Source organism: Paenibacillus sp. JT22N15, from assembly GCF_059383755.1.
In genome coordinates this window covers 41,093-64,847 of sequence record NZ_JBXENV010000017.1, presented here as the reverse complement: position 1 = coordinate 64,847, position 23,755 = coordinate 41,093, and the positions used below count along the sequence as shown (strand labels likewise).

The window sequence follows — 23,755 nt, the reverse complement described above, 5'->3', positions numbered from 1 at the left end:
CGGAGGCGCCTATGACAGCAGAAGGCATGACGATCGGATTATATGTTGCTTCCATTGAGATGCATGCCACGCAGGAGGAGCCGCGGCTTCCAGAGCCCGCCTTTTACAAGCAGCTTGCGGAAACCGCTAGAAGGAAAAAAATTGATTTTTACGTCTTTTCTCCCTGCGAATTTAATGAAGTTAACGGTCAGCTCCAGGGCTATCGCTATCTGAATCAAAGATGGGAGAAGGGCCTCTGCAAGCTGCCCGATATTATTTACGATCGGCGCTTCTGCAAAAACACGGAAGAGCAGCTTGCTTGTCGCAGCGCCCTGCAAGCTATTGCAGCGTGCAAGCCGCATATCATTTTGAACGGCAGCCTCCCGTCCAAATGGGAGGTTTACGAAGCGCTGGCGAGCGATGAGCGTATCGAGCCGCTTCTGCCTACTACCCAGCGTTATAGCCATGGCGCTATGCTGCGCAGCCGTCTTTCAGCTCCAGGCGCAGGGCTGTTTCTCAAGCCCGCTTCAGGCATGCAGGGCAAAGGCGCCTTGCTGCTCAGGCGGCATACCGAAGGGTATTGGACCGTTTCAGGACGCAGCAAAAGCAATTTACCTTTTCAGAAGCAGCTCCTTAGCTTGAAAGAGCTGGAGCAATGGCTAGCCCAGTTTATCGGAAATGCCAGCTACATTATTCAGCCGTATTTGCAGCTACAGCTAAAAACAGGCGAACCTTTCGATATAAGGGCTTTGGTACAGAAAGATGCGCATGGACGCTGGCAAGTAACGGGCCTTGCAGCCCGCTGCGGACAGAGCGGCTCGATCACCTCCAACCTCCACGGAGGAGGCGGGGTCAGATCTGCGAAGGAACTGCTTATAGCGGAATACGGTGAAGCCATAAATGATCTTTTATTGAAGCAAATTCACGAAATAAGCCTGTATGCAGCCGAGCAGCTTGAACAGCGCTTCGGCAGACTAGCTGAGCTTGGACTTGATTTTGGCATTGAGCAGGGCAGACGATTATGGCTTCTGGAAGCGAACTCCAGACCAGGAAGATCGGCGTTTAGGCGACTTGGCCTTGAGAGATGTGCTGCACAATCTCTTGAGCGGCCAATAGGCTATGCCCAAATGCTGGCCCGCCGTCTCCATACGCCGTTAATTACTCCATCACCCGTATTAGACCGTTCTCGGTATGACAACGTTCAGGAGGTTCTTCCATGAGTTTGACAACTTGCAACGTACACTTTTCCCAACAAACCGATCGAGTCGTCTATCTGTCCAGTCCGCTTCTTAAAGAACTGAAGCTGTCAGGCAAAAAAACGATGCTCCTCAAGCTAGGCAGAGAAGTCATTACAGCTGCCATCCGCCCAGTCAAGCGCCAAGGCAACCATCTGTATTTATCGGCGGGTGTCCGCCAGTCTATCAAAGTACCGAAGACTGGCAATATTTATTTGCTTCAATCCGAAAATAATGAAATCCAGCTGGGGCCCTTGGTCGGTATCTTAAGCGATATTGGATCCCCTTCCTCCGATAGTGCGCCATTTGGCGCAAGAACCGGCTTCATTAAGCAAGTCATCCGGTCGGGAGAGCGCAAAGCATATTTGTTTGGCTTTACGCCAAACGACATCAACTGGCAGCAGGAAACCGTCAATGGCTACTTTTTGACCGCCCAAGGCAACTGGTATCGCAAAACGGTTCCGCTTCCTGACGTTGTCTACAATCGGCTTCCCAGCCGCAAAGCGGAAACCTCGACCATGATCAACTCGCTGCGCGAGCGGTTTGTAAGGAAGAAAATCCCGTTTTTCAATTGGAGCTTCTTCAATAAATCGGATGTCTACAAGCTGCTCGATAAAGACCCAGAGGCCCTGCAGCATTTGCCTGAATCGGTGTCAGGCCCTACGCCGGAGAAAATCAAGGAGATGCTGGAAGAGCATCATTTCTTATATTTCAAGCCTACAGCCGGAAGCCTTGGCATTGGCATTTATCGCTTGACCTATCACCCTAAGCGGGGCTATTTCGCAAGGTACCGCAAAGGGAATCAAAATGTGCTGCTGCGCTTTACGAACTTCCAGAGCATGATCCGCATGCTGCATGCGCGCCACGGCAGCTCGTTAAATAACTATGTCGTCCAACAGGGAATACGGCTCGCCGAAATTGACGGCTGTCCGCTTGATTTCCGTTTTCATATGCATAAAAACGGCCAGAACGAATGGGTGCCCGCAGGAATTGGCGCAAAAAAAGCCGGGCGGGGCAGCGTCACTACCCACGTCAAAAACGGCGGCTCCCTCATGACGCCGCAGCAGGCGCTAAGCCGGACCTTCGGCAGCGAGGCTGCCGATGTGCTCGACAAAGCGAAGCAGGTAGCCATCAACCTTTCGGAAGCCATTGAACGCAACTATCCGCACCGTCTTGGCGAGCTGGGGCTTGATATCGGTATCGATAAAAATAGCGAGATATGGATGTTTGAAGCTAATGCCAAACCTGGCCGCTCTATTTTCAAGCATCCTTCCTTAAAATCGGAAGGTCGCGCCTCACTGGATTATATCATTGAACATTGCCTGTACCTCAGCAAGTTCCAAGGGGGTGACAGCTGATGGAGCAGCTGGTTAAAGAACAGGAATCAACAGCGGAGATCCGGGCCGGAAGGCCCGTACTCGCTATTTTGACTATAGAGGATGATATTCAACTTTTTCGCGGCAACCGCAGCAATTTTGCTGATTTAATCCGTGTCGGCCGGCAGCAGGGCTTTATCGTTTACGTGCTCACTGCCAAAAATCTATTTTTAAGCCGGACCAGTCTGAAGGGCTTCATTTTTGACGAACAGCAGGAAATATGGCAGCAGCGCCTGCTCCCTTTTCCGGACATTATTTATAATCGTATCCCTCAACGGGAGGATGAGCTGCTGCCAGCCGTCAAAAACAAAATCAATGCCTGCATTAAAGATCCCAGAGTGACATTATTCAACCCCTTTTTTTTCAACAAGTGGCATTTATTCGAATGGCTTCGCCAATCCAAAACGACTAAGCCTTACATCCCTTTGACTCGCAAGTTAATGTCTCTCAACGGGCTGGGCAAAATGATGCAAAAACATTCCTTTTTATATTTGAAGCCAGAGAGCGGCAAAGCAGGCAAAGGCATTATGACGATTACCCTTAAAGCCGAGAAGCAGCTGCCCTATCGTTTAAAAATCCAGGAAGAGCGCAAAAGTGCTACCTATAATTGCGCCACGATAACGAAGCTGTGGAGCCGCATCCAAAAGCAAAGCTCAGGCGAGGCCTATATCGCTCAGCAGGGTATCCAGCTTGCTTCCTTCAATGACCGCCGCTTCGACCTCCGTGCCCTTGTCCAGAAGAACGGGGACGGCAGATGGGAAATGACAGGAATCGGCGCAAGGGTCGCCGGCTCCTCGAGCATTACGACTCATGTACCTCGCGGCGGAATGATTGAAGATCCGGAGAAACTGCTCATTAGTTCTTTTAATGCAGAGCAGGCGCGTAGAATACTTCTGAAAGCTAAACGTACCGCCTTGCTGATAGCGAGGCAGATCGAGCGCGGCTCTGGGCAAACGCTTGGCGAGATGTCGATGGACCTTGGAATAGACAGCTTGGGCAGCGTTTGGTTTTTCGAGGCCAATTCCAAGCCAATGAAATTCGACGAACCTCATATCCGTCAAAAATCGCTTGAGCGCATTTTTCAATACGGCTTATATTTAACAAATAAAAAAGCTGGCAAGGCAGGAGGCGTGTAATGATGGAAGTGCAGCTGCTCACTCCGAAACAATGGAACTGCTATCGCAATCGACTGGCTGATTTTGCTGTTCAGTATAGCGATAAGAGATTGACAGCTGCCTCCATTCAAGCCTTTCGCGCCTTGAATTCTGCCCAACTCGTCCCATCAGTTGATGCTGCATATTCCGAGGCGGCCGTTTCAATCGCCAGGCAAGGCTCACGTTTACTTGGCGTGGGCTTCGCAACAAATGGCAGCAAGCAGGAATGCTTTTTCGTCGTCCATCCAGAAGCCCGCGAGCTTGGCGTCGGAACGACTGTCGCTCGGAGTCTAATTAGCAGATTGGGCCAATTAACCTGTCATGTTGCGGTCGACAACATTCCGAGCATGGCACTATGCTTCCGCATTGGAATGAGCGCGGTATCTATGTTCACCGGACCGACCGGCAAGCCGACGCTCCGTTTTGAAAGGAGAACTTTTAATGACGCAGCCTGTACTCGGAATATTGACGTTATACCTCAATGAGAACGGTATGCTTGAAGAACGGGATATTTACCGTAAAATGACAACTGCTGGCCGCAAGCTGGGTCTCGACATTATTATTTTCACCCCTCAAGATGTCAACTACAAACAAAATCGCATTCATGCGTTAATTTATAATGAAACATCCAAAAAATGGTCGCGAAAATGGACCTCGTTTCCGCACATGATTTTTGACCGCTGCCGCATTCAACGTACTTATCGGTTCGATCAACTGCTGCAATTCCGATCCCGCTATAGCCATCTCAACTTCCTCAACCGTCCGCTTCGCAACAAATGGACGATACATCGAACATTGATAAAGGACGCCCGATTTAAAAGCTATCTTCCTGCAGCACGCATTGCAGAAAATGCCCAAGTCGTATCCGAGATGCTGCGCAAACATCCGCTTATTTACCTTAAACCGATTAACGGCACAGGTGGCAGAGGCATTTTGCGCATTGAGCGAAAACAAAGCGGAAACCTTCTCATTCAAGGCCGCGATCAAGCAAGACGAATTATTAGCCCGCAAAAAATAAACGCCGCCTCCTTAAGCGGCTATTTATCCGCATGGGATTTAAAAGGTACCCGTTATATAGCCCAGCAGGGCATCCACCTCAAGCTTCCGAGCGGACGCGTGCATGATTACCGCATGCTCGTCCAAAAAAACGGGGAAGGCGCTTGGAGCGTAACAGGCTGCGCGGGCAGAGTAGGACCTCTCGGCAGCGTAACCTCCAACCTTCACGGAGGAGGCCATGCTGTTCCCATGAATGAACTGCTGCAGCAATGGGTAAGCGATGCCTCACTCGTTAAAGAGATCGAAGCGGACGCCGAACAGTTCAGTATTAATGTCGCCAAACATCTCGAGCAGGTTTATGGACAGCTTTGTGAGCTTGCTCTCGATCTGGCTATTGACCGCAAGGGCCAAATCTGGCTGCTTGAAGTCAATCCCAAACCAGCAAGGGAAGTATTCGCCCAAGCGGGCGAGAAAGAGGCTTACAAACAGGCGATTATTAAACCTTTAGAATATGCCCTATGGCTTTATCGGCAGAAAAAAACTGGAAAAGCCAAAAATACCATTACAAATACCAACAACAGCAGCAGCAGCTTGACCCATATGGATGGCTTAAGCAAATCCTCGACCGATTCCGCCTAATGATTCACATAAAAAAGAACCTGGCTGTGTGACGTCATCTACGAGACGCCATCATAACCAGGTTCTTATTATTACAATTCGTTTAAGCCTCAGCCAACAGCTCTACGATATCCGGCAACTTGGCAATCAGCACATCTGCTCCAGCAAGTTCGGTATCTCGTCCATAGCTTGCATAAGCGCAGCCAATTACTTTAAGCCCGTTTGCTTTTCCCGCCTCCACATCAGAAGAACGGTCCCCAACCATCCATGCCGATGCAATTTGATGATCTTTCAATAATTGAGCAACCAAATCTACTTTCGTCGCCGTTTGGTACTCCCCTGCACTATACAATCCGTCAAACAAATCGTAAATGCCCTTGTAGCGAGCCACACCACGCACATATTCTTCCAGCCCGTTGCTGGCTACGAACAGCTTGATGCCTTGCTCCTTAAGCTTTCTCAGCACTTCTTCCGCTTGAGGATACAATCTGCCTTCCCCTGCTTCCAGCTGTTCCAGCTCATAACGCAGCATCAGCTCGTCAGCGCGTCTATGAGCCGCATCTGAAACGTCAGGCATAACTTTACGCCAAATATCTTCCAGCAACATGCCAAGGCAGCTGAGCAGCCGCTCAATAGGCGGTGTTGGCTGATTATACAGACCTTCTTCACGCAGCGTTTGAAACAACCGCTCGTGAACAGATACTAACAGTGTATCCGTCTCAAACAACGTTCCATCCATATCAAAAATAACCGCTTCCGGCTTCGTCCATTTCTCCCCCGCCATATGTAAGTGCCTCCTCGAATTATGTGTCCTTATCATACTAATTATGCTGAGCCCCCGCAAGTACCAACGCGTTAGGCCCTTACTCTGCTGCCTAAACACACCATACCTCTGACTCTTTCTAAACCCTTTTAAAAAACTATAACGCCGCATCAAGTAATGGTTATATTTCAAACTTAGAGTCATTCAAGAAAGCGGCTCTGTCCTAGAGAGACTCTGCTGTTTTTGTTGCTTACAGGCATTATCCCCTTAGCTCAGAAAATTTTTTCCATCTACCATCCTAACTAATTGACTTCCTATCATCATTTCGATAAAATAAGAACATAAGTTCCCATCGGAATGAGGTGTTAGCAATGCCTGCCATTTCTGAGTCTATTGCAAAGTTCGATAGTTGCTTTTCCACTAACGAAGCATGCTATTCTTTTTTCTATAGTATTAAATGGCCGGAAGGTTTTCGCTGCCCTCGTTGCAATCACCATGCAGCCTATAGGATCACTTCGCGATTCTCTGATTTATATCAATGCTATTCCTGCCGTCATCAGACGACACTAACAGCTGGAACTCTCATGGCAAAAAGCCGAACACCATTGCGCAAATGGTTGCTTGTGTTATTTCTAATCTCCCTGCACCAATTTCAGATTAACGCTGTTCAAATATCAATAACTCTACATGTAACTTATAAAACAGCCTGGGGCATGCTCCACAAAATTCGCCAATTTATAAGCCAAGCCGATGAACATGAAAAGTTATCTGGTGTTATTAAAGCTGCAGTGGAGTTATATGCTAGAAAGCAACATTCATCCAATCATGACTCACCTAAAGAGCGTTCAATTATTATAGCCTGCTCTTCCAGCTTTTGCTCTGCTTCATACTTTAAGTTCAAAGTTATCCCATCTGCTCATTTGAATGAAAGATGCTTATTACGTTCAGGTGTAGCTGCTTTTGCTCGCAACTGCGTTAGCGATTCATACGTTAATAATATAATTATTCAGCCATTGTACCGTATGGCAGATTCGAGATTACTTAGATCACAATATAAACGTTCCATCATTAAATTAAATGCTTGCTTTAAGGGAATTGGCGCTACTCATTTGCAGTCTTATCTGAACTACCTTTGCTTTTTCCTGAATCATCCGAGCCTAGACCCGCATTCTCTCTTGCACGAACTTACATCATTATGCTTGGGCAGACCCTTATCAAAAAACGCCCTATTGCCACTGGCACAGTAAACTCTCCAATTTTTTCATATTATACTATAACCATAAATCAGTTCCTCTTTAAAAATTGCAATCACAGTCTAACCAATTACACCTTTTTGTTAGGGCCCACTCTTTCTCAATGTTTTTGAATTCTTGAAACTTCAATATCACCAATAAAAGATTGAATTTGTCTTTTCTCGCAATCAAATATTACACAGATGTTTTGAGTTTAGTTATTCAGTCTCTCTCTGACCCAATAAAATATTAGATTTTGGCACAAGTTTTCTATTAAATTTTTGTCTTCACTAGTACTATTCTTTAGCATTCCCCTTTATTAATTCAAGGTTTGCATTGACAATAAGTTCAATTCATCCTACTTCCTCTGAAAAAACAAAACAGTTCCTCTCCTCAGTAGCACTTCCATTCCAAAAGTTCGGAACTCCCAAAGCACGAGCTTTCGAGCTTTTTCTATTTTTCTACGATATTTTATAATCTATTGATTTATCAATCGATGCTTGGATGGGCTAATGTTCTACGTTCTATGGTCCATGCTCGATGTTCTACGTCCACGATCTTGATCTACACCCTTTGTTCATGCTCTAGTTTAACGCTCTATGTTCACACTCTTGGTTCTACGCTACACGTTCATGCTCTATGTTCTACGCTCTATGTTCACACTCTAGATTCTACGCTACATGTTCACACTCTTGGTTCTACGCTCTATGTTCATGCTCTAGGTTCTACGCTCTATGTTCTGCGTTCTATGTTCTGCGCTCTATGTTCTGCGCTCTATGTTCTGCGCTCTAGGTTCTGCGTTCTATGTTCTGCGTTCTATGTTCTGCGCTCTATGTTCTGCGCTCTATGTTCTGCGTTCTATGTTCTGCGTTCTATGTTCTGCGCTCTATGTTCTGCGTTCTAGGTTCTGCGCTCTATGTTCTGCGTTCTAGGTTCTGCGCTCTATGTTCTGCGTTCTAGGTTCTGCGCTCTATGTTCTGCGCTCTATGTTCACACTCTAGGTTCTACGCTACATGTTTACACTCTAGGTTCTACGCTACATGCTCATGCTCTATGTTCTGCGCTCTATGTTCTGCGCTTATGTTCTGCGCTCTATAAGGCTATAGGTTTAGTGGTCGTTTTTCTGAGCTAAGGGGATAATGGGCTAAAGCAAAATTTATAGTGAAGGCATCATCCAAAAATCAGAGCTTTTGCAAACATTAATATTTCCTATATTTATGTGCAAGCACGCAAAAATGACTGGCACACGCAAAAGGGTGTCAGTCATTTTTGTTCGTTTTTTATTCATAGCAGCTTTAATCGAAGCGGGCCGTGCGTTGGTGGAAATCTACTTCTTTGTAGTACATGTCTTTTACCAGTAAGTTGGGGCCACAGCAAGAGGCAGCAGGGCAATAGCAGTTTACGTCTTGTGCTAACGGATGATCCAGCCATTTTGTGAACAAGTCATCTAGCTTAGAGCTCGCTATGTTTCCAAATGATGGAACATCTGAAAAGTCGGTGACGAATACTTCTCCCGTAAATAAATTGACGTTTAGACGGTTCCGTCCATCTGGGTCATTGCGTACTGTGACATTTGGCTCAGCGGCCAGACGGCTAAGCAGCGCACGTTCCTCTGCATGATTGCTGCACTGATAAAAAGGCAGCGTTCCAAACAACATCCAAACTGACGGGTCGCGGTTATCCAATAACCGCTCAATGGCTTGTCGCATTTGCAAACGAGTGATGACCGGCAAATCTTTAGCAAATGAACTTGGATACATAGGATGCACTTCATGACGCTCGCAGCCCATTTCTACAATGAGTCGGTGAATTTCATCGATTTTATCATGTGTGCGGAAATTAATCATGGACTCTGCAGATACTAATACGCCTGCTTTGCTTAAAAGACGTGCATTCTCAATCATTCGTTCATACAGCTTAACCGAAGCTTCGTAGGAAACATGATGACCAGCTTTAGCAAAGCCTACTTGGTGAAAATCATCCGCATTCGTATAGTTAAATGAAATGTGCATGACATCCAAATAAGGAATAATCGCCTCGTAGCGACTGAATGGTAAAGTTACATTAGAGTTGATTTGGGAACGAACACCACGATCTCTGGCATATTGAAGCAGCGGCAGCATATATTCCTTGACCGTTTTAGCCGAATAGGAGGGCTCTCCGCCAGTAATGCTTATCGTCTGCAAATGTTCAACTTCATCCAATCGTTTGAGCATATCCTTTAAAGGCAATTTGGCTGGCTCCGACATAACTAGCGTATCGCCAACCGCGCAATGCTCGCAGCGCATATTGCATAAGTTTGAAATCGTCATTTCCACGCTCGTCAATTGGTGCTTGCCGAACTTCTGGATTGAACGAATAGGATCCCATGGGTCGTTAACTGGGGTTAGCTGCGGCAAAGCCTTGAGGCTGCCACTCATAGCTAATGGATTTGTTACTATAGCATTCAATGTATTCATTTTATCAACACCTGATTTCTGCATCTTTCGATTGTATAATTTCTAGTACCATTGTAATGTTCGAATCCGAAAGAAGCAATAAAATAGACATGAAAAAGAATAAAGAGCCCCAAGTAGCAGGCTCCTCATGCTATTACCCATTTTTAGCTGATAGTACAGGCAAATCATTTTGTTCATCATTTACGCTTATAATCATAATGCTTAGCTGCTTCGACATGTCGATTTCATAGGGCACAGCGAGATCTTCCCCAACCTCGTTGCTTAATATACGAATAATCGGTCGATGTGGATAGGCATGATTAAAATCCACTACTACACCTGATTCGCCTGTATTGATTTTCACTGTAATACCAATAGGATAAATGGCTACCTTATCTCGAAATAATTGTACCATATGCTGTTCGTATAAGGTTCCAGTTCCTGCATACAGAAGCTCAATAGCATGATGCGGTAGCATCGGGGCGCGGTAAATCCGATTAGTCGTCATAGCGTCATATGAATCAACTAACCCGATCCACTTTGCATACTCATGGATTTCATTGCCTTTGATTCCTCTTGGATATCCGCTGCCATCCAGCCGTTCATGATGCTGATAGGCACAATGAGCCACAATTAGCGGCAGATTGGGCTCATCCTTTAATAGCTCAAAGCCAAAACGAGCGTGATTTTTCATCATGATGAATTCATCTGGAGTTAAAGCTCCTGGCTTTTGAAGGACATCAATTGGAATTTGTGTTTTTCCAATATCATGAAGCAGCGCCCCCATCCCGAGAGTCATTAGTTCTTCATGTGAATAATTGTAGGCTATGCCAAGAATGGTCGTGTAGACGCACACATTTAAAGAATGCTGATATAAATAATGATCTACCGTTCCCATATTCATCAGCATAATCATCGCATCCTTATGGGCGGACAAATCATCAATAATCAAATTCATCATTTGTTTGAAGGTTTGGCCAATATACGGATACGTAACGCCTTTTTTACGCTTTGGTCGATCCATCATATCACGAAAATTTGTACGGATTTCCTTTAAGGCAACTAGCAGCGTTTCCTCGCGAATGATCTCTGGCATCATAATATCATCGGTTTTCGGATCAAGAATATATATATACTGTATTCCACATTGTTTGAGCCGGGTAATAAGCCGACTGGTCAGCTCAACATTTTCCCCTAACAGCACTAAACCATCATGTGAGAAAATCTTTTTGGCCAATCGCATGCCGGGCTGAGTCTTTGTTATAGGCATCAAACGCATTTTCTCGATCCTTCCTTGACTGAGTGGTTTCTTCTTAATTAATACATCGGATAAAATTAATAAAAATGTTATATCGTTGATGCTATATTATTCCACCTAAGCAGCTTGCAATCCACAATATTTGCCTGTTCTTTCAATGCTTCAGCCAATACGTCTCGAATAAATTCCGGCAAAAAATAATCTATATTGACTCCTTGTCCTAATGACAAATAGCCGATATGGAACGTGAACATGTCAATGGAAGCTACATTATACCATTTATCTTCCATTAGAGTTTGTCCATTGACCAATATCTTAACAATTCGGTCCAGCGGAGGCCGCTCGGAATCAAAAATAATTTGGAGACCGTCTACTGCAAGTGTTCCTAATACTTCGCCGCGAAACCCATAACCTTTAATTCGCTTATCCATATACTCCGGCAGAAGGGATTGCTCAAGAGCCTCCTTGATATGCCTGCCAGTAAGCTGCATTTTGCAAGGGTTTATTGGAGACGGGCATAACGCATGCAACTGTCCAGCTGTCACTTCTCCCTGCTGCAAGCCGCCTAGCAATTGTCCGGTATTTACAATCGCGATTTCTGCTGCAGTATGTCTCTTTAGACCTGCTGCAAGCAAATTGGCGAGCGGCGATTCTCGCGCAATAGCCGTCGAAAGAGGCTCATCAATACATGCGACTGTACGATTGAGTCGTGCGAGCCCTTCTTCTTTATATTTTGCAATAATAGCTTCAGCTTCCGGTTGTTCCTCAAAAGCAGCAGTCGGTACACAAGCCGCCTTTACTTGCGGTTTGGCAGCAGCAGTCCCCAGTGTAATTTCGATACGCCCAATATGCTCGCCAAATTTCCCAGCTGCACAAATCGAAGTATGTTTTACTTGCAGTGCTTCCTCAAGCAAATGATGGGTATGAGCACCTAATACCAGGTCAACACCTGTCAATTCTTGCGCTATCCGCTCATCATTCGCCAGCCCTAGATGGGACAACACGATGATCAAATCCACTTCTTCACGCAATTGCTCTACTTGTTTTTGAATTGCCTCGAAAGGGTCCGTCGCATTCCAACCGAGCAAAACATAAAAATCCGTAAAATTTGCCGTAACACCAATTAAACCAATTTTTATATGGCCTTTATTTACAATAATATGAGGCAGTAGCCACGGCGGTTGCTTGTTCGTTGCCGCATCCAACATATTCGCCCCTAAAACGGCAAATTTGGCATGTTGGCCATATAATTCGGCCAGTCTTTCCTTGGAATACGTTAGCCCTTCATTATTTCCAATAGTTACCGCATCATAACCTGCTTCATTAAGCAGTGCAACATTCACCATGCCGTCACTGCCTTCTGTTTCACTTCTCATTCTGTCCATATGGTCGCCGATATCGAGGACTAACAAGTTGTCCTTACCGTGAACGCGACGTTGATCAGCTATATAGGAAGCAATTCGTGCAGCATTTTCCAAGCGACTATGAATATCATTGGTGTGTAAAATAACAATATTTTGCTCTAATCGTGGTTTGGAATCCATGCCTGCCTCCTCTAAATTTAAAAGTTATAAACGTCCGCCTAACTGTCTTAGGCTGTCTCTTTAGCATAACATTTTTCTATAGATTATGGTATGCTGTTATAGTACATCTATATCATTACGTGAGGTTAAATAACATGATTACGCAATGGAAAATTGATTTATTTGCAGGTTTGTCAGAGCGCTTTGGTGTGCGTTCTCTTATTATAGAGACTGCTGAGCAAAATATGACGGTGGCAGAGCTGAAGAAGCACTTGATTGCTTCGTATCCCGAGCAAGTTGATATTTTAAGCATCTCTTTTCTTGCCTGCAACCACGCTTACGCTCAAGCAGACAGCATCGTAAACGCCACTGATGAGCTTGCGCTTCTCCCCCCCGTTTCGGGAGGACAAGCTGAACACTCTAATGAAGATGAACAAAAATCTCCTCTAGAACAATTGTACATGCTAACTAATGAGAAAATTACGACAGAGGAGGTTTTAGCCAAAGTTATTGTTCCGGGGCATGGTGCTTCCATTGCTTTTGTCGGAACGACGCGAGAGTGGACGCAAGGGCAGCGTACCATTCGCTTGGAATATGAAGCTTATGAACCGATGGCTGTTAAAATGATGAAGCAAATCGGTGATGAACTTGAACAGCAATGGCCAGGAACATTGTGTGCCATTACACATCGGCTTGGCATTGTCGACATCGCAGAGACTAGTGTAGTCATTGCTATTTCTTCGCCGCATCGCGCTAGCTGTTATGACGCCAGCCGGTACGCGATCGAACGATTGAAGCAAATTGTTCCGATCTGGAAAAAAGAAATTTGGGAGGATGGTTCAGAATGGAAAGGCCATCAGCTTGGCCCTTGGAATCCTGATACACCGTTAGCAAACTCTCCAGATGAAGCCTAAAATAAAACGCTTATCAAATATTTCCATTCAAAAGCGTGAAAAATAGGTCTTAAGACTACTTAAAACATTATCAAGATAAAAAAAGAGCGTTTTTTGTCGAAATTGGTGGGTATTTAGACTCAAATTAAAGTTCCTCATATTGCCATACCCTCAAATCATTGCTACTATACTACTTAAGTGATCAACTATTCAATAGAGGTGCAGCGATGAAGGTTCACGTAACTGATTTAAAAACGGGAGACCGTTTATTAAAAGATACCTTTAATGGATACGGTCTGCATGTGCTTTCTAAAGGCACCTTGCTGGAAAATAAAGAAATATCAAAGCTGCTTCAACATCAAATCGATTATGTTGAAGTCGAATCTGTCCCTATTGTTAATTTACCGGATCGCACATTGGAGCAAACCGTTAGTCCCAAGTGGCTTCCTTCTGTACAACCGGATTATGATAATGCGATTCAAGGCTTTCATAATCTTTTTGCCAAAGCAAGCGAGGACCAGACCATTGATGAGCAAGAAGTCGAGGATGCCTTCCAGCCACTGATTAAGCATCTTAACATGGAGCGAGACGTCGTATCTATGCTGCTGCTGCTTAACACGAAAGACGACTACACGTACCAACACTCCGTACAAGTGGGCATGCTGGCCTATTATCTGGCTACCTGGCTCGGCTACTCCGTAAAAAAATCGGTGCAAATTGGTAAAGCCGGATTCCTTCATGATATCGGAAAAAGTCAAATTCCTGAATCCATTCTTAACAAGCCCGGCAAGCTTACAAAGGAAGAGTTCGATGAAATCAAAAACCATACGACATATGGCTATGACATTATAAAAAAATCCTTTGATGAACGCTACATAGCCTTAAGTGCGTTGGAGCATCATGAGCGTAATGACGGCAGCGGTTATCCGAAAGGTCTTAATGGCGACCAAATTGAGCCTGTTTCTAAGCTTATTTCAGTTGTCGATATTTACAGCGCTATGATTTCCGAACGGGTTTATCAGAAAAAACGCGATTTATTTTATGTATTGAAGGAACTTTATAAGCTGAGCTTCAGAGAGCTGGATCCACATATTGCACATACATTCATAAAGCATATGATCCCCAACTTCATTGGAAAAAAAGCTTATTTGGAAACTGGTGAGACAGGTATTATTGTCATGACTCATCCAACCGAATTTTTCAGGCCGTTGCTGCAAATTAATCATGAATTTATAGATTTGACTGTTGAACGCCATCTCAAAATCAAAGAAATTTTCGTATAACAAAATGCCTGTTCCCTTAGCTGATTGAAAGCAACCAGTGAGGGAACAGGCATTTTTGCCGTTTATCCGTCTAAATCGTCAAGCTTGTATGCTTAACCGATAGAACCTTCCATCTCAAACTTGATAAGACGGTTCATTTCTACCGCATATTCCATCGGCAGCTCTTTCGTGAATGGCTCGATAAAGCCCATAACGATCATTTGTGTTGCTTCCGCTTCCGACAAGCCACGGCTCATCAGATAGAACAATTGATCCTCGGAAACTTTGGATACTGTAGCTTCATGCTCCAAAGTGATGTTATCGTTCATGATCTCATTGTATGGAATTGTATCCGAAGTGGATTCATTATCCAAAATCAATGTATCACATTTAATGTTAGATTTCGCACCATCCGAATTACGACCGAATGAAGCAAGACCGCGGTACGTTACTTTACCGCCATGCTTACTGATCGACTTGGAAACAATCGTCGACGTCGTATCTGGAGCAAGGTGAATCATTTTCGCGCCTGCATCCTGGTGTTGGTTTTTACCGGCTACTGCGATTGATAATACCATACCTTTCGCACCGCGGCCACGAAGCACAACAGCCGGATATTTCATCGTCAATTTGGAGCCGATGTTGCCATCTACCCATTCCATTGTCGCGTTTTCATCAGCAACTGCACGTTTTGTAACGAGGTTGAAAATGTTTGGAGCCCAGTTTTGAATCGTCGTATAACGAACGCGGGCATTTTTCTTAACCAAGATTTCAACGACCGCACTGTGCAGCGAGTTTGTGCTGTAAACTGGAGCTGTACAGCCTTCAACGTAGTGAACGAAGCTATCTTCGTCAGCAACGATAAGCGTACGCTCAAATTGTCCCATGTTTTCGGAGTTAATCCGGAAATAGGCTTGCAGCGGAATTTCGCATTTTACGCCTTTTGGTACGTAAATAAAGCTGCCACCAGACCAAACCGCACTATTCAAAGCAGCGAATTTATTATCATTCGGTGGGATGATTGTGCTGAAATACTCACGCACGATTTCAGGATGTTCACGAAGCGCCGTATCCATATCAGTGAACAATACGCCTTGCTTTTCCAGATCCTCTTGCATGCTGTGATAAACAACCTCGGATTCATATTGTGCAGATACACCAGCAAGAAACTTTTGTTCCGCTTCAGGAATACCGAGCTTGTCGAACGTTTCTTTAATTTCAGCAGGAACCTCTTCCCACGTCTTGCCTTGCTTCTCAGAAGGTTTTACATAATACTGAATATCATTGAAATCCAGATCATCCATATTGCCGCCCCAATTAGGCATTGGCATTTTGTTGAACTGCTCCAGTGATTTCAGACGAAAATCGAGCATCCATTCCGGCTCGCCCTTCATTTCCGAAATAGTGCGAACGATTTCAGGCGTCAAGCCTTTTCCTGATTGGAAAATCGACTTATGCTCATCGCGGAAACCATACTTATACTCTTCCATTTCCGGCATTGTTTTAGCCATCGTATTCACTCTCCTCTTTCATAATGATGTTACTCGTGCTGTTGTTCGATACCTTTACGCAAAGCGTTCCACGAAAGGGTGGCACATTTGATGCGGGCTGGAAACTTGTTGACACCAGACAGCGCCTCAATGTCCTCATAATCTTCAAATTCGACTGGTTCGCCTTTCATTAGCGCAGAAAATTTATCCGCTAGCTCCAGCGCCTGATCGAATGTTTTGCCTTTAACGACTTCCGTCATCATGGAGGCGGAGCTCAAGCTGATGGAGCAGCCTTCTCCACTAAACTTCGCGTCCGTGACTAGACCGTTCTCCACTTGAAGCTGGAGCGCAATGCTGTCGCCGCAGGTCGGATTGTTCAGTTTAATCGTGACGGCATCGGCTTCCAATGTTCCATGGTTGCGTGGATTTTTATAGTGATCCATGATGACTCTACGGTATAAATCATCCAATTGCATGACCGAAGAACTCCTTTGTTTTGAGCAGTCCAGCAATAAGCTGATCAACGTCCTGCTCGGTATTATATAAATAAAAGCTTGCTCTTGCTGTCGAAGAAACGTTCAAAAAACGCATAAGCGGCTGGCAGCAATGATGTCCGGCCCGGACAGCAATGCCCTCCGAATCAAGAACTGTCGCCACATCATGTGGATGCACATCGCCCAGATTGAACGTAACGAGACCCGCACGATCTGCCTTAGGGCCATAAATTGTGACCCCTTCAAGCTCTGACAAGCGGTCATAAGCATATGCTGCCAGTTGACGCTGGTGCTTGTCAATCTCATCCATGCCAACCTCTTGCAGAAAATCGATTGCTGCGCCCAGCCCTACGGCGTTCGCAATAATCGGCGTCCCGCCTTCGAAGCGGTACGGAATGTCCTTCCATGTTGACTCATATAAGTCAACATAGTCGATCATTTCTCCGCCGAACTCAATCGGCTCCATCTTCGAGAGCAGCGCCTTCTTGCCATACAAGGCGCCAATTCCCGTCGGGCCGCACATTTTATGGCCCGAGAAAGCATAAAAGTCACAATCCAAATCACGAACGTCAACACGCATATGCGGCGTGCTTTGCGCGCCATCGACGACCATTACGGCGCCATTGCGATGTGCAATAGCCGCAACTTCCTTAATGGGGTTGACGATGCCCAGCACATTCGATACATAAGTCATCGCAACGACCTTCGTATTCGCTGTAATCGTCAGCTCAGCATCGGCTAGCGTGAATGAACCATCTGGCTGAAGCGGAATATATTTCAGCGTCGCGCCAGTTGCTTTCGCAACCTGCTGCCACGGGATGAGATTGCTGTGATGCTCCATTTGCGTAATAACGATTTCATCGCCAGGTTTACATGTATTTCTTGCATAGCTTGAAGCAACCAAATTCAGCGCGGTTGTCGTACCCCGCGTAAAAATAATTTCTTCCGGCAGTGCCGCATTCAGAAAAGAAGCCACTTTCTCCCTTGCGCCCTCATAAGCGTCAGTCGCCCGCGAACCAAGCGTATGAACACCTCTATGCACATTGGAGTGGTCCTTCTCGTAATAGCGATTAATCGCATCAATGACGGAGCGCGGCTTCTGGGAAGATGCCGCGCTGTCCAGATAAACGAGCGGATGCCCGTTTATCTCTTGATGCAGAATCGGGAACTGCTCCCGAATTGCTGCTATATTCATCCTTCGAGCTTCCGCACGAGCAATTTCTCAAGCTGTTCGCGTACCGCATCAATCGGAATTTCAGAAACAACAGGAGCAAGGAAGCCGTAGATTACAAGGCGTTCCGCATTCTGCTTGCTAATACCGCGGGACATTAGATAGTAAACCTGCTCAGGGTTAACTTGCCCAACACTCGCTGCATGGCCTGCAGTAACATCATCTTCATCAATTAGCAAAATCGGATTCGCGTCACCGCGTGCTTTCGGGCTCAGCATCAACACTTTTTCGGTTTGAACACCATTAGCTTTCGTAGCGCCCTTCTCGATTTTAGTGATACCGTTAATAATCGCCGAAGCAGAATCCTTCATAACTGCACGCGTAACCATGTTGCTGTCTGAGCGAAGGCCGAAATGTACAGCCTGCGTCGTCAAGCTCATTTGCTGAGCGTTTTTGCCAATGCTGATTACTTTAGCATCCGATTGCGAACCGTTGCCTTTCAGCACGGACTTCGTGTCCGACAGCGTAGAGCCATCGCTCAAATCGCCAAGTACCCACTCCATTACACCATCGTTATCAATGATAGCACGGCGAACTGTGAGGTCCACTCCGCTGCCACCAAGATGATGGATGGAGCCGAAACGAACGTGAGCGCCTGCTTTTACATAAACTTCGACTACCGAGTGGTAAACGAAAGGCTCCGTAACAGCGCCTGGTTCAGTAACGACATAATCGACATACGTAACGCGGCTGTTGCTTTCCGCTACGATCACGATATGCGGTGCAAAGGAGGCCTCTGCTTTTGTATTAAATAGAATAGCCTGCAGTGGAATTTCCACCTCTACATTGCGAGGAACGTATACGAATACGCCACCATTCCATAATGCAGCATGCAAAGCTGTTAATTTGTCTTCATCCTTGGCAACAGCTTGGAACAGGTACGGCTTAACAAGATCGCCATGCTCCTTGCAAGCTGTCTCCAAATCGGTAAAAATAACGCCCTTTGCTGCCAGTTCAGCAGATAGCTGCGTCCATACCGGGCTCGAATTTTGCTGAATAACGAGGTTTTCAGTACCTTCAGCAACCAATTCACGTACAACTTCTGGCAAATCGGTTAATGCATTTGCTGGAGCTACCTGATCGTAGCTGCCTACAGCTGTCAGGTTCCAGCGTTCAATTTTGACTTTCTCCGGCTTTGGCCATTCTAATGTACCAGCAAGCTCAGCCGCTTCGCCGCGCAAATCTACCAGCCAATTAGGCTCGTTTTTGCTACGGGACAAAGCTTCTGCAGATTGGCGGTCCGTCGGAGTCGATAGTTGTGTACTCATCCGTTATACCCCTTTCTCCGCTTAGGCCTGGCCAACCGTTTCGTCCACGATGCCCAGTTCTTCTTTAACCCAGTCATAACCTTCATTTTCCAAACGCTCAGCAAGTTCCGGACCACCGGATTTCACAATGCGACCTTGCATCATAACGTGTACAAAATCAGGTGTAATATAGTTCAGCAAACGCTGATAGTGAGTAATGATAAGGAAACCGCGATCTTCGGAGCGCATTTCGTTAACGCCTTTGGATACGATTTTCAGGGCATCGATGTCAAGACCCGAGTCAATCTCGTCAAGTACGACGATTTTCGGATCAAGCAGCGTCATTTGCAAAATCTCGTTACGCTTCTTCTCGCCGCCGGAGAAGCCTTCGTTCAGATAACGATGTGCGAACTCAGGGTTCATTTCCAAAGCTTTCATTTTGCCTTCCATTTGGCGAATAAATTTAATGAGGGAAATCTCGCTGCCTTCCTCACGACGAGCGTTAATCGCACTGCGCAAGAAATCGGAATTCGTTACGCCAGGAATTTCGCTCGGATATTGCATAGCAAGGAACAGGCCAGCGCGTGCTCTCTCATCTACATCCATTTCAAGCAGGTCTTCTCCATCCAAAAATGCGCTGCCTTCTGTCACTTCATATTTCGGGTGGCCCATTAGAGCGGAAGCAAGCGTACTTTTACCAGTACCGTTTGGTCCCATAATCGCGTGGATTTCTCCGCCTTTGATTTCAAGGTTAATGCCTTTCAAAATCTCTTTTCCTTCGATAGCCGCTTTCAGGCCATCAATGACAAAATGCGTTGCCATAATATGCTGATCCCTCCATGGTTGGTCTATTTACCTAATCACCTATAATCAAAAATGCTTCTATTATAATGTGATTCAATATTATTCTCAATGTCTTCTCAATAATCATTTTATTATAAGTTTTGTTATAAAGCAACGCCGAGACCACTCAATGTGCAAGAAACCGCCATAAATCGGGCTTAATCTCTATTCCTGATTCAGCGCAGCTTGAATTTGGGCAACTTGCGACGCGAATTCTTCATCAGAAAGAACAGGAACCATTGCTGCCTCTGATAGATCACTTTCAAGCTTTATCCAAGATTTGCAGCCGGTATAGGCTGGGAACATCTCAAGCTCAGCAGGCGCTGCAAGACGGTACACGCGGAGCAGAAGCAAATGCAGCGGCTTCGTCCGCTTCCATTTTAGCCTTTCTTCGGAAAATTTATCCGTCCAAATGTGAAATTCCCGCAGCCGGTCAAGCGTTTCCTGATCGTTGATCTCGATATCATGAACGGCCTCCGCATAGGCGCCAAGCGTAATGCTGTCCATATCAGGCGACCAGCCTTCCATTATCCTTTCGATTCGGCCTTGATACGGCGCCTTAAGCAGATGCTCCTTCTGATGCTCATATGCGGGCATTAAGTAGAAGCCTTTGCTTACCAATTGAAAATCACGTGTTTCCTCTTCGATTCCGCCTTTGCGCAAAACCATAATAAGCTCGCCATCACGCAATGCGTTAACGGTTACGGCCCACTCCTTCAGAGCGACCGGCTCCCGCATCATGCTGTTATTCATGCCAAATTCCTCCACTCCAGCAGATCCGCCTAGCCCCTCGTTGCCTTTCGAGCTTAGAGACTGCAACGAAATAAAGTACCGTAAATTTCCGCGCAGCTCCTAAGCGGACAAAAACCTTGCCTACTTTACGTAACATTATATCATTTGTTATCATTTGTAGGTATTCCAAGTCGAAATAATATTCGATATACTAAGCTTAAATGCTTATATTTTTAAAAATACAGTCGGAGGTGGACAAACTGTCTGCTTATCATCCTTTAATCGAGCAAGAAGCTATTGAATTTTCCCGCTCCATACCTGACTTTTTCCCTGCGGGAGCTGAGCTTTCGTCCCGTGAGATCGGCGATGGCAATTTGAATTTGGTCTTCCACATTACCGATCCAGCTAGCGGTAAAGGGCTCATTGTCAAACAAGCGCTCCCTTACGCTAAAGTTGTCGGAGAATCATGGCCGCTTACGCTTGACCGGGCACGCATTGAAAGCGAAGCGCTGATTTTGCAAAATGAGCTGGCTCCGGGACTTGTGCCAACCGTGTATCAATATGATGCGGAGCTTGCCCTCACGGTAATGGAAGATCTAAGCGATCATGTGATTATGCGCCAAGGCCTCGTGGACGGCAACAAATATCCGAAATTCGCTGAGGACATTTCCACCTTCATGGCGAATACACTCTTTTTCACTTCCGATCTGGGCATGAACCAGCAGGACAAGAAAGAACGCGTCAAAGAGTTTATTAACCCGGATTTGTGCAAAATAACCGAGGATTTGATTTTTGATGATCCGTATACAGATTCGCCAAACAATAACTTTGAAGCAGCGATTGCCGATGCTGCAGAAGCTCTTCGCAATGATGATGCCCTTCATCTTGAAGTCGCTATTTTGCGCAACAAGTTTTTAACGAATGCCCAGGCGCTTCTCCACGGCGATCTTCATACCGGCAGCGTATTTGTTACCGCACAATCGACGAAAGTGATCGATCCTGAATTTGCTTATTATGGCCCTATGGGCTTTGATGTAGGGGCAGTTATTGCCAATCTGCTGCTCAATTATGCTGGACAAGCCCACTGGATTAAAGACGAGGCAGAGCTGACCAATTTCCGCAGCTACCTGCTCGGCAGCGTACGCGAAATTTGGACCAAATTTGAGAACAAATTTGGCGCTTTGTGGGATGAACACAACGTGGATCGCCTGGCCTCAAGCGCTCCAGGCTACAAGCAATATTATTTGAACAAGCTGCTTCAAGACTCGATCGGCTTTGCTGGCTGCAAAATGGTACGGCGCATTGTAGGCCTTGCCCACGTTGCTGACATTGATCGTATTGAGGATGCTGCGGAGCGCGAGAAAGCACAGCGCTTGGCACTCGAAATCGGCACCTCGCTCATTCACCTGAACCGTCAGGCGATTTCAATAGAGCAAGCGATTGATATTGTTTTATCTGCAACGGCAAAACACGGTTAAAATAAATCCCAATGTTTCAAAAAGAAAGGAATTTGCATAATGACTAGCCAGAATGCCCCCTTGCAATCCGTGATTTGGGCGGAAGACCGCCTGGATTTGCTGGATCAACGGCTTTTACCTGAGGAAATCGTATATTTGCCGCTTGTTACTTCGGAGGATGTATGGGAAGCAATTCGCCATTTGAAAGTAAGAGGAGCTCCAGCAATCGGCATTTCCGCTGCATACGGCGTCGTGCTCGGCAGCCGAAATGAAACGACGCTTAAGCGCTGGCTTGAGGAAGTGCTGAATCAAGCTGAATATTTGGCAACCTCCAGGCCAACCGCTGTCAATTTGTTCTGGGCTCTGGATCGAATGAAAGCTCGTGCGGAGCAGCTTGCTGCAGCCGATTTATCGCTTGATGAAGTGAAGCAGGCTTTGCTTAATGAAGCGCTGGCGATTCACAGTGAAGATGAAGAAACTAACCGTTTAATCGGCGAGCATGCGCTAACGCTGTTTGAGGATGGCATGGGCGTGCTCACGCACTGCAACGCCGGCGGACTTGCAACTGCTAAATACGGTACCGCGCTGGCACCGTTTTATCTTGCGCTTGAGCGCGGCATGTCGCTCCGTGTATTCGCCGATGAGACGCGTCCTGTACTGCAAGGAGCCAGGCTAACCGCTTTTGAACTGCAGCAGGCTGGCGTCGATGTCACATTGATTTGCGATAATATGGCGGGCATGGTTATGTCCAAAGGCTGGATTCAGGCAGTCATTGTTGGGACTGACCGCGTAGCCGCTAATGGAGATGTCGCCAACAAAATCGGCACTTACAGCGTTGCTGTTCTAGCCAAGGCTCACGGCATTCCCGTATATGTAGCCTGCCCCTTGTCCACGATCGACCTCAATACGCCGACAGGCGCAGAAATTCCAATTGAGGAGCGCAGTGCCGAGGAAATTACCGAAGGGTTTGGCAAACGCACTGCGCCGCAAGGTGTGAAAGTGTACAACCCGGCCTTTGATATTACACCGAATGAATATGTAACAGCGATTATTACGGAAAAGGGCATCGTTCAAGCACCTTATGATGTCAATCTCAAAAAGCTTTTTAACGAATAAACCATAAATCAAGAGCCTCTATCCCATCCTTCCAGAAGATAAGGATAGAGGCTCTTCGTATTATGCCATTAAGGAAAGGGCATCTGTCCCCTTCATCCCGACATGAATTCCCATCGCTTCCGCAGTTGTTGTAACCGATTCCAGAGGTGCAACAAGCAGTTCCTCTAATGTGCGTACGCCAACGGCTCTCCCGGCGATAATCCCCCGATTTTGCAACCGTTCGTTCAGCAGGCCAACATCAAGCGCACCACACATGATATACCCTTTATCCGTCGACCAGGCAAGCAATGTCGTTTTAGGAAGCTTGACCTCAATTCCAAGCACGGTCAGCCCATTTTGCAGTGTGGCAGGAACCATCCGCATCATTTTACGCTCACCTCCTTTGCCATCAATTAGCTGCCAAAGCATTATATGCAAA

Annotated in this window: 21 protein-coding genes and 1 pseudogene; 11 read left to right on the top strand and 11 right to left on the bottom strand. The window is 46.1% G+C overall.

The genetic code is table 11. The annotated features are described in order from the left end of the window. Positions 1-11: 11 nt before the first annotated feature. Genes AC50X8_RS27320 through AC50X8_RS27300 form a run of 5 tightly spaced genes read left to right on the top strand, consistent with a single transcriptional unit; the run spans position 12 to position 5,379 of the window. Complete coding sequence (locus AC50X8_RS27320) at positions 12-1,199, top strand: YheC/YheD family endospore coat-associated protein (RefSeq protein WP_494882713.1); 1,188 nt, start codon at positions 12-14, stop codon at positions 1,197-1,199. Continuing rightward, positions 1,196-2,572: a YheC/YheD family endospore coat-associated protein gene (locus AC50X8_RS27315; RefSeq protein ID WP_056039773.1), complete on the top strand. Its 1,377-nt coding sequence runs from the start codon at positions 1,196-1,198 to the stop codon at positions 2,570-2,572. Before AC50X8_RS27320 ends, AC50X8_RS27315 begins: the two co-directional genes overlap by 4 nt. After that, a complete protein-coding gene (locus tag AC50X8_RS27310) occupies positions 2,572-3,726 on the top strand; it encodes a YheC/YheD family endospore coat-associated protein (RefSeq protein ID WP_056039771.1) in 1,155 nt (384 codons plus the stop codon). The genes AC50X8_RS27315 and AC50X8_RS27310 overlap by 1 nt, the downstream gene beginning before the upstream one ends. Continuing rightward, positions 3,726-4,229 (top strand): GNAT family N-acetyltransferase, encoded by a 504-nt coding sequence (locus tag AC50X8_RS27305; protein ID WP_155973386.1) that lies wholly within the window; start codon positions 3,726-3,728, stop codon positions 4,227-4,229. Before AC50X8_RS27310 ends, AC50X8_RS27305 begins: the two co-directional genes overlap by 1 nt. After that, on the top strand, positions 4,186-5,379 hold the full coding sequence (locus tag AC50X8_RS27300) for a YheC/YheD family endospore coat-associated protein (RefSeq protein WP_063892628.1): 1,194 nt from the start codon (positions 4,186-4,188) through the stop codon (positions 5,377-5,379). The genes AC50X8_RS27305 and AC50X8_RS27300 overlap by 44 nt, the downstream gene beginning before the upstream one ends. A gap of 82 nt (positions 5,380-5,461) precedes the next feature. On the opposite strand, the gene AC50X8_RS27295 is transcribed toward AC50X8_RS27300, so the two are convergent. Further along, the gene (locus AC50X8_RS27295) at positions 5,462-6,142 is read right to left on the bottom strand and encodes an HAD family hydrolase (RefSeq protein ID WP_494882711.1); all 681 of its coding nucleotides are present in this window, start codon (positions 6,140-6,142) and stop codon (positions 5,462-5,464) included. 350 nt (positions 6,143-6,492) lie between these two features. On the opposite strand from AC50X8_RS27295, the pseudogene AC50X8_RS27290 reads away from it, so the two are divergent. Beyond that, a pseudogene (locus AC50X8_RS27290) lies at positions 6,493-6,669 on the top strand (transposase family protein); the annotation flags it as partial. A gap of 36 nt (positions 6,670-6,705) precedes the next feature. Beyond that, entirely contained in the window at positions 6,706-7,368 is a 663-nt protein-coding gene (locus AC50X8_RS27285; protein WP_494882804.1) for a hypothetical protein, read from the top strand. Between the two features lie 1,280 nt (positions 7,369-8,648). Here the strand turns inward: AC50X8_RS27285 and yfkAB are convergent. The 3 genes from yfkAB to AC50X8_RS27270 form a co-directional block, all read right to left on the bottom strand. Further along, the gene (yfkAB, locus tag AC50X8_RS27280; RefSeq protein WP_081418966.1) at positions 8,649-9,812 is read right to left on the bottom strand and encodes a radical SAM/CxCxxxxC motif protein YfkAB; all 1,164 of its coding nucleotides are present in this window, start codon (positions 9,810-9,812) and stop codon (positions 8,649-8,651) included. Positions 9,813-9,945: 133 nt separating this feature from the next. Further along, on the bottom strand, positions 9,946-11,070 hold the full coding sequence (locus AC50X8_RS27275; RefSeq protein WP_056039766.1) for an HD-GYP domain-containing protein: 1,125 nt from the start codon (positions 11,068-11,070) through the stop codon (positions 9,946-9,948). A 68-nt stretch (positions 11,071-11,138) separates the two neighbouring features. Continuing rightward, the gene (locus tag AC50X8_RS27270) at positions 11,139-12,593 is read right to left on the bottom strand and encodes a bifunctional metallophosphatase/5'-nucleotidase (RefSeq protein WP_494882709.1); all 1,455 of its coding nucleotides are present in this window, start codon (positions 12,591-12,593) and stop codon (positions 11,139-11,141) included. Positions 12,594-12,727: 134 nt separating this feature from the next. Between AC50X8_RS27270 and AC50X8_RS27265 the strand changes: the two genes are divergently transcribed. After that, positions 12,728-13,486, top strand: a complete 759-nt coding sequence (locus tag AC50X8_RS27265) for a molybdenum cofactor biosynthesis protein (RefSeq protein ID WP_099516517.1) — start codon at positions 12,728-12,730, stop codon at positions 13,484-13,486. A gap of 206 nt (positions 13,487-13,692) precedes the next feature. Then, complete coding sequence (locus tag AC50X8_RS27260) at positions 13,693-14,748, top strand: HD-GYP domain-containing protein (protein WP_056039761.1); 1,056 nt, start codon at positions 13,693-13,695, stop codon at positions 14,746-14,748. A 92-nt stretch (positions 14,749-14,840) separates the two neighbouring features. On the opposite strand, the gene sufB is transcribed toward AC50X8_RS27260, so the two are convergent. From sufB to AC50X8_RS27230, 6 genes are all read right to left on the bottom strand, one after another. Further along, positions 14,841-16,238 (bottom strand): Fe-S cluster assembly protein SufB, encoded by a 1,398-nt coding sequence (gene sufB, locus AC50X8_RS27255; RefSeq protein WP_056039758.1) that lies wholly within the window; start codon positions 16,236-16,238, stop codon positions 14,841-14,843. Positions 16,239-16,267: 29 nt separating this feature from the next. Beyond that, the gene (sufU, locus tag AC50X8_RS27250) at positions 16,268-16,693 is read right to left on the bottom strand and encodes a Fe-S cluster assembly sulfur transfer protein SufU (RefSeq protein WP_056039756.1); all 426 of its coding nucleotides are present in this window, start codon (positions 16,691-16,693) and stop codon (positions 16,268-16,270) included. Beyond that, positions 16,680-17,906, bottom strand: coding sequence for a cysteine desulfurase (locus tag AC50X8_RS27245; protein ID WP_056039755.1), 1,227 nt, complete (start codon positions 17,904-17,906; stop codon positions 16,680-16,682). Before AC50X8_RS27245 ends, sufU begins: the two co-directional genes overlap by 14 nt. Then, positions 17,903-19,210: a Fe-S cluster assembly protein SufD gene (gene sufD, locus AC50X8_RS27240; RefSeq protein ID WP_494882706.1), complete on the bottom strand. Its 1,308-nt coding sequence runs from the start codon at positions 19,208-19,210 to the stop codon at positions 17,903-17,905. Before sufD ends, AC50X8_RS27245 begins: the two co-directional genes overlap by 4 nt. A gap of 21 nt (positions 19,211-19,231) precedes the next feature. Next, on the bottom strand, positions 19,232-20,011 hold the full coding sequence (gene sufC / locus AC50X8_RS27235) for a Fe-S cluster assembly ATPase SufC (RefSeq protein WP_056039751.1): 780 nt from the start codon (positions 20,009-20,011) through the stop codon (positions 19,232-19,234). A gap of 186 nt (positions 20,012-20,197) precedes the next feature. Continuing rightward, on the bottom strand, positions 20,198-20,785 hold the full coding sequence (locus tag AC50X8_RS27230; RefSeq protein WP_494882704.1) for a DUF1802 family protein: 588 nt from the start codon (positions 20,783-20,785) through the stop codon (positions 20,198-20,200). A gap of 239 nt (positions 20,786-21,024) precedes the next feature. On the opposite strand from AC50X8_RS27230, the gene mtnK reads away from it, so the two are divergent. Beyond that, positions 21,025-22,242, top strand: a complete 1,218-nt coding sequence (mtnK, locus tag AC50X8_RS27225) for an S-methyl-5-thioribose kinase (RefSeq protein ID WP_494882795.1) — start codon at positions 21,025-21,027, stop codon at positions 22,240-22,242. Positions 22,243-22,281: 39 nt separating this feature from the next. Further along, positions 22,282-23,337, top strand: coding sequence for an S-methyl-5-thioribose-1-phosphate isomerase (mtnA, locus tag AC50X8_RS27220; protein WP_056039749.1), 1,056 nt, complete (start codon positions 22,282-22,284; stop codon positions 23,335-23,337). 60 nt (positions 23,338-23,397) lie between these two features. Here the strand turns inward: mtnA and AC50X8_RS27215 are convergent, their stop codons facing one another. Beyond that, positions 23,398-23,703, bottom strand: a complete 306-nt coding sequence (locus AC50X8_RS27215) for a YunC family protein (RefSeq protein ID WP_056039747.1) — start codon at positions 23,701-23,703, stop codon at positions 23,398-23,400. Positions 23,704-23,755: the final 52 nt, after the last annotated feature.

Bases quoted from the DNA above. Each gene is read 5' to 3' on its own strand.
- AC50X8_RS27320 (WP_494882713.1), top strand. From the start codon at position 12: ATGACAGCAGAAGGCATGACGATCGGATTATATGTTGCTTCCATTGAG.
- AC50X8_RS27315 (WP_056039773.1), top strand. From the start codon at position 1,196: ATGAGTTTGACAACTTGCAACGTACACTTTTCCCAACAAACCGATCGA.
- AC50X8_RS27310 (WP_056039771.1), top strand. From the start codon at position 2,572: ATGGAGCAGCTGGTTAAAGAACAGGAATCAACAGCGGAGATCCGGGCC.
- AC50X8_RS27305 (WP_155973386.1), top strand. From the start codon at position 3,726: ATGATGGAAGTGCAGCTGCTCACTCCGAAACAATGGAACTGCTATCGC.
- AC50X8_RS27300 (WP_063892628.1), top strand. From the start codon at position 4,186: ATGACGCAGCCTGTACTCGGAATATTGACGTTATACCTCAATGAGAAC.
- AC50X8_RS27295 (WP_494882711.1), bottom strand. From the start codon at position 6,142: ATGGCGGGGGAGAAATGGACGAAGCCGGAAGCGGTTATTTTTGATATG.
- AC50X8_RS27285 (WP_494882804.1), top strand. From the start codon at position 6,706: ATGGCAAAAAGCCGAACACCATTGCGCAAATGGTTGCTTGTGTTATTT.
- yfkAB (WP_081418966.1), bottom strand. From the start codon at position 9,812: ATGAATACATTGAATGCTATAGTAACAAATCCATTAGCTATGAGTGGC.
- AC50X8_RS27275 (WP_056039766.1), bottom strand. From the start codon at position 11,070: ATGCGTTTGATGCCTATAACAAAGACTCAGCCCGGCATGCGATTGGCC.
- AC50X8_RS27270 (WP_494882709.1), bottom strand. From the start codon at position 12,593: ATGGATTCCAAACCACGATTAGAGCAAAATATTGTTATTTTACACACC.
- AC50X8_RS27265 (WP_099516517.1), top strand. From the start codon at position 12,728: ATGATTACGCAATGGAAAATTGATTTATTTGCAGGTTTGTCAGAGCGC.
- AC50X8_RS27260 (WP_056039761.1), top strand. From the start codon at position 13,693: ATGAAGGTTCACGTAACTGATTTAAAAACGGGAGACCGTTTATTAAAA.
- sufB (WP_056039758.1), bottom strand. From the start codon at position 16,238: ATGGCTAAAACAATGCCGGAAATGGAAGAGTATAAGTATGGTTTCCGC.
- sufU (WP_056039756.1), bottom strand. From the start codon at position 16,693: ATGCAATTGGATGATTTATACCGTAGAGTCATCATGGATCACTATAAA.
- AC50X8_RS27245 (WP_056039755.1), bottom strand. From the start codon at position 17,906: ATGAATATAGCAGCAATTCGGGAGCAGTTCCCGATTCTGCATCAAGAG.
- sufD (WP_494882706.1), bottom strand. From the start codon at position 19,210: ATGAGTACACAACTATCGACTCCGACGGACCGCCAATCTGCAGAAGCT.
- sufC (WP_056039751.1), bottom strand. From the start codon at position 20,011: ATGGCAACGCATTTTGTCATTGATGGCCTGAAAGCGGCTATCGAAGGA.
- AC50X8_RS27230 (WP_494882704.1), bottom strand. From the start codon at position 20,785: ATGAATAACAGCATGATGCGGGAGCCGGTCGCTCTGAAGGAGTGGGCC.
- mtnA (WP_056039749.1), top strand. From the start codon at position 22,282: ATGACTAGCCAGAATGCCCCCTTGCAATCCGTGATTTGGGCGGAAGAC.
- AC50X8_RS27215 (WP_056039747.1), bottom strand. From the start codon at position 23,703: ATGATGCGGATGGTTCCTGCCACACTGCAAAATGGGCTGACCGTGCTT.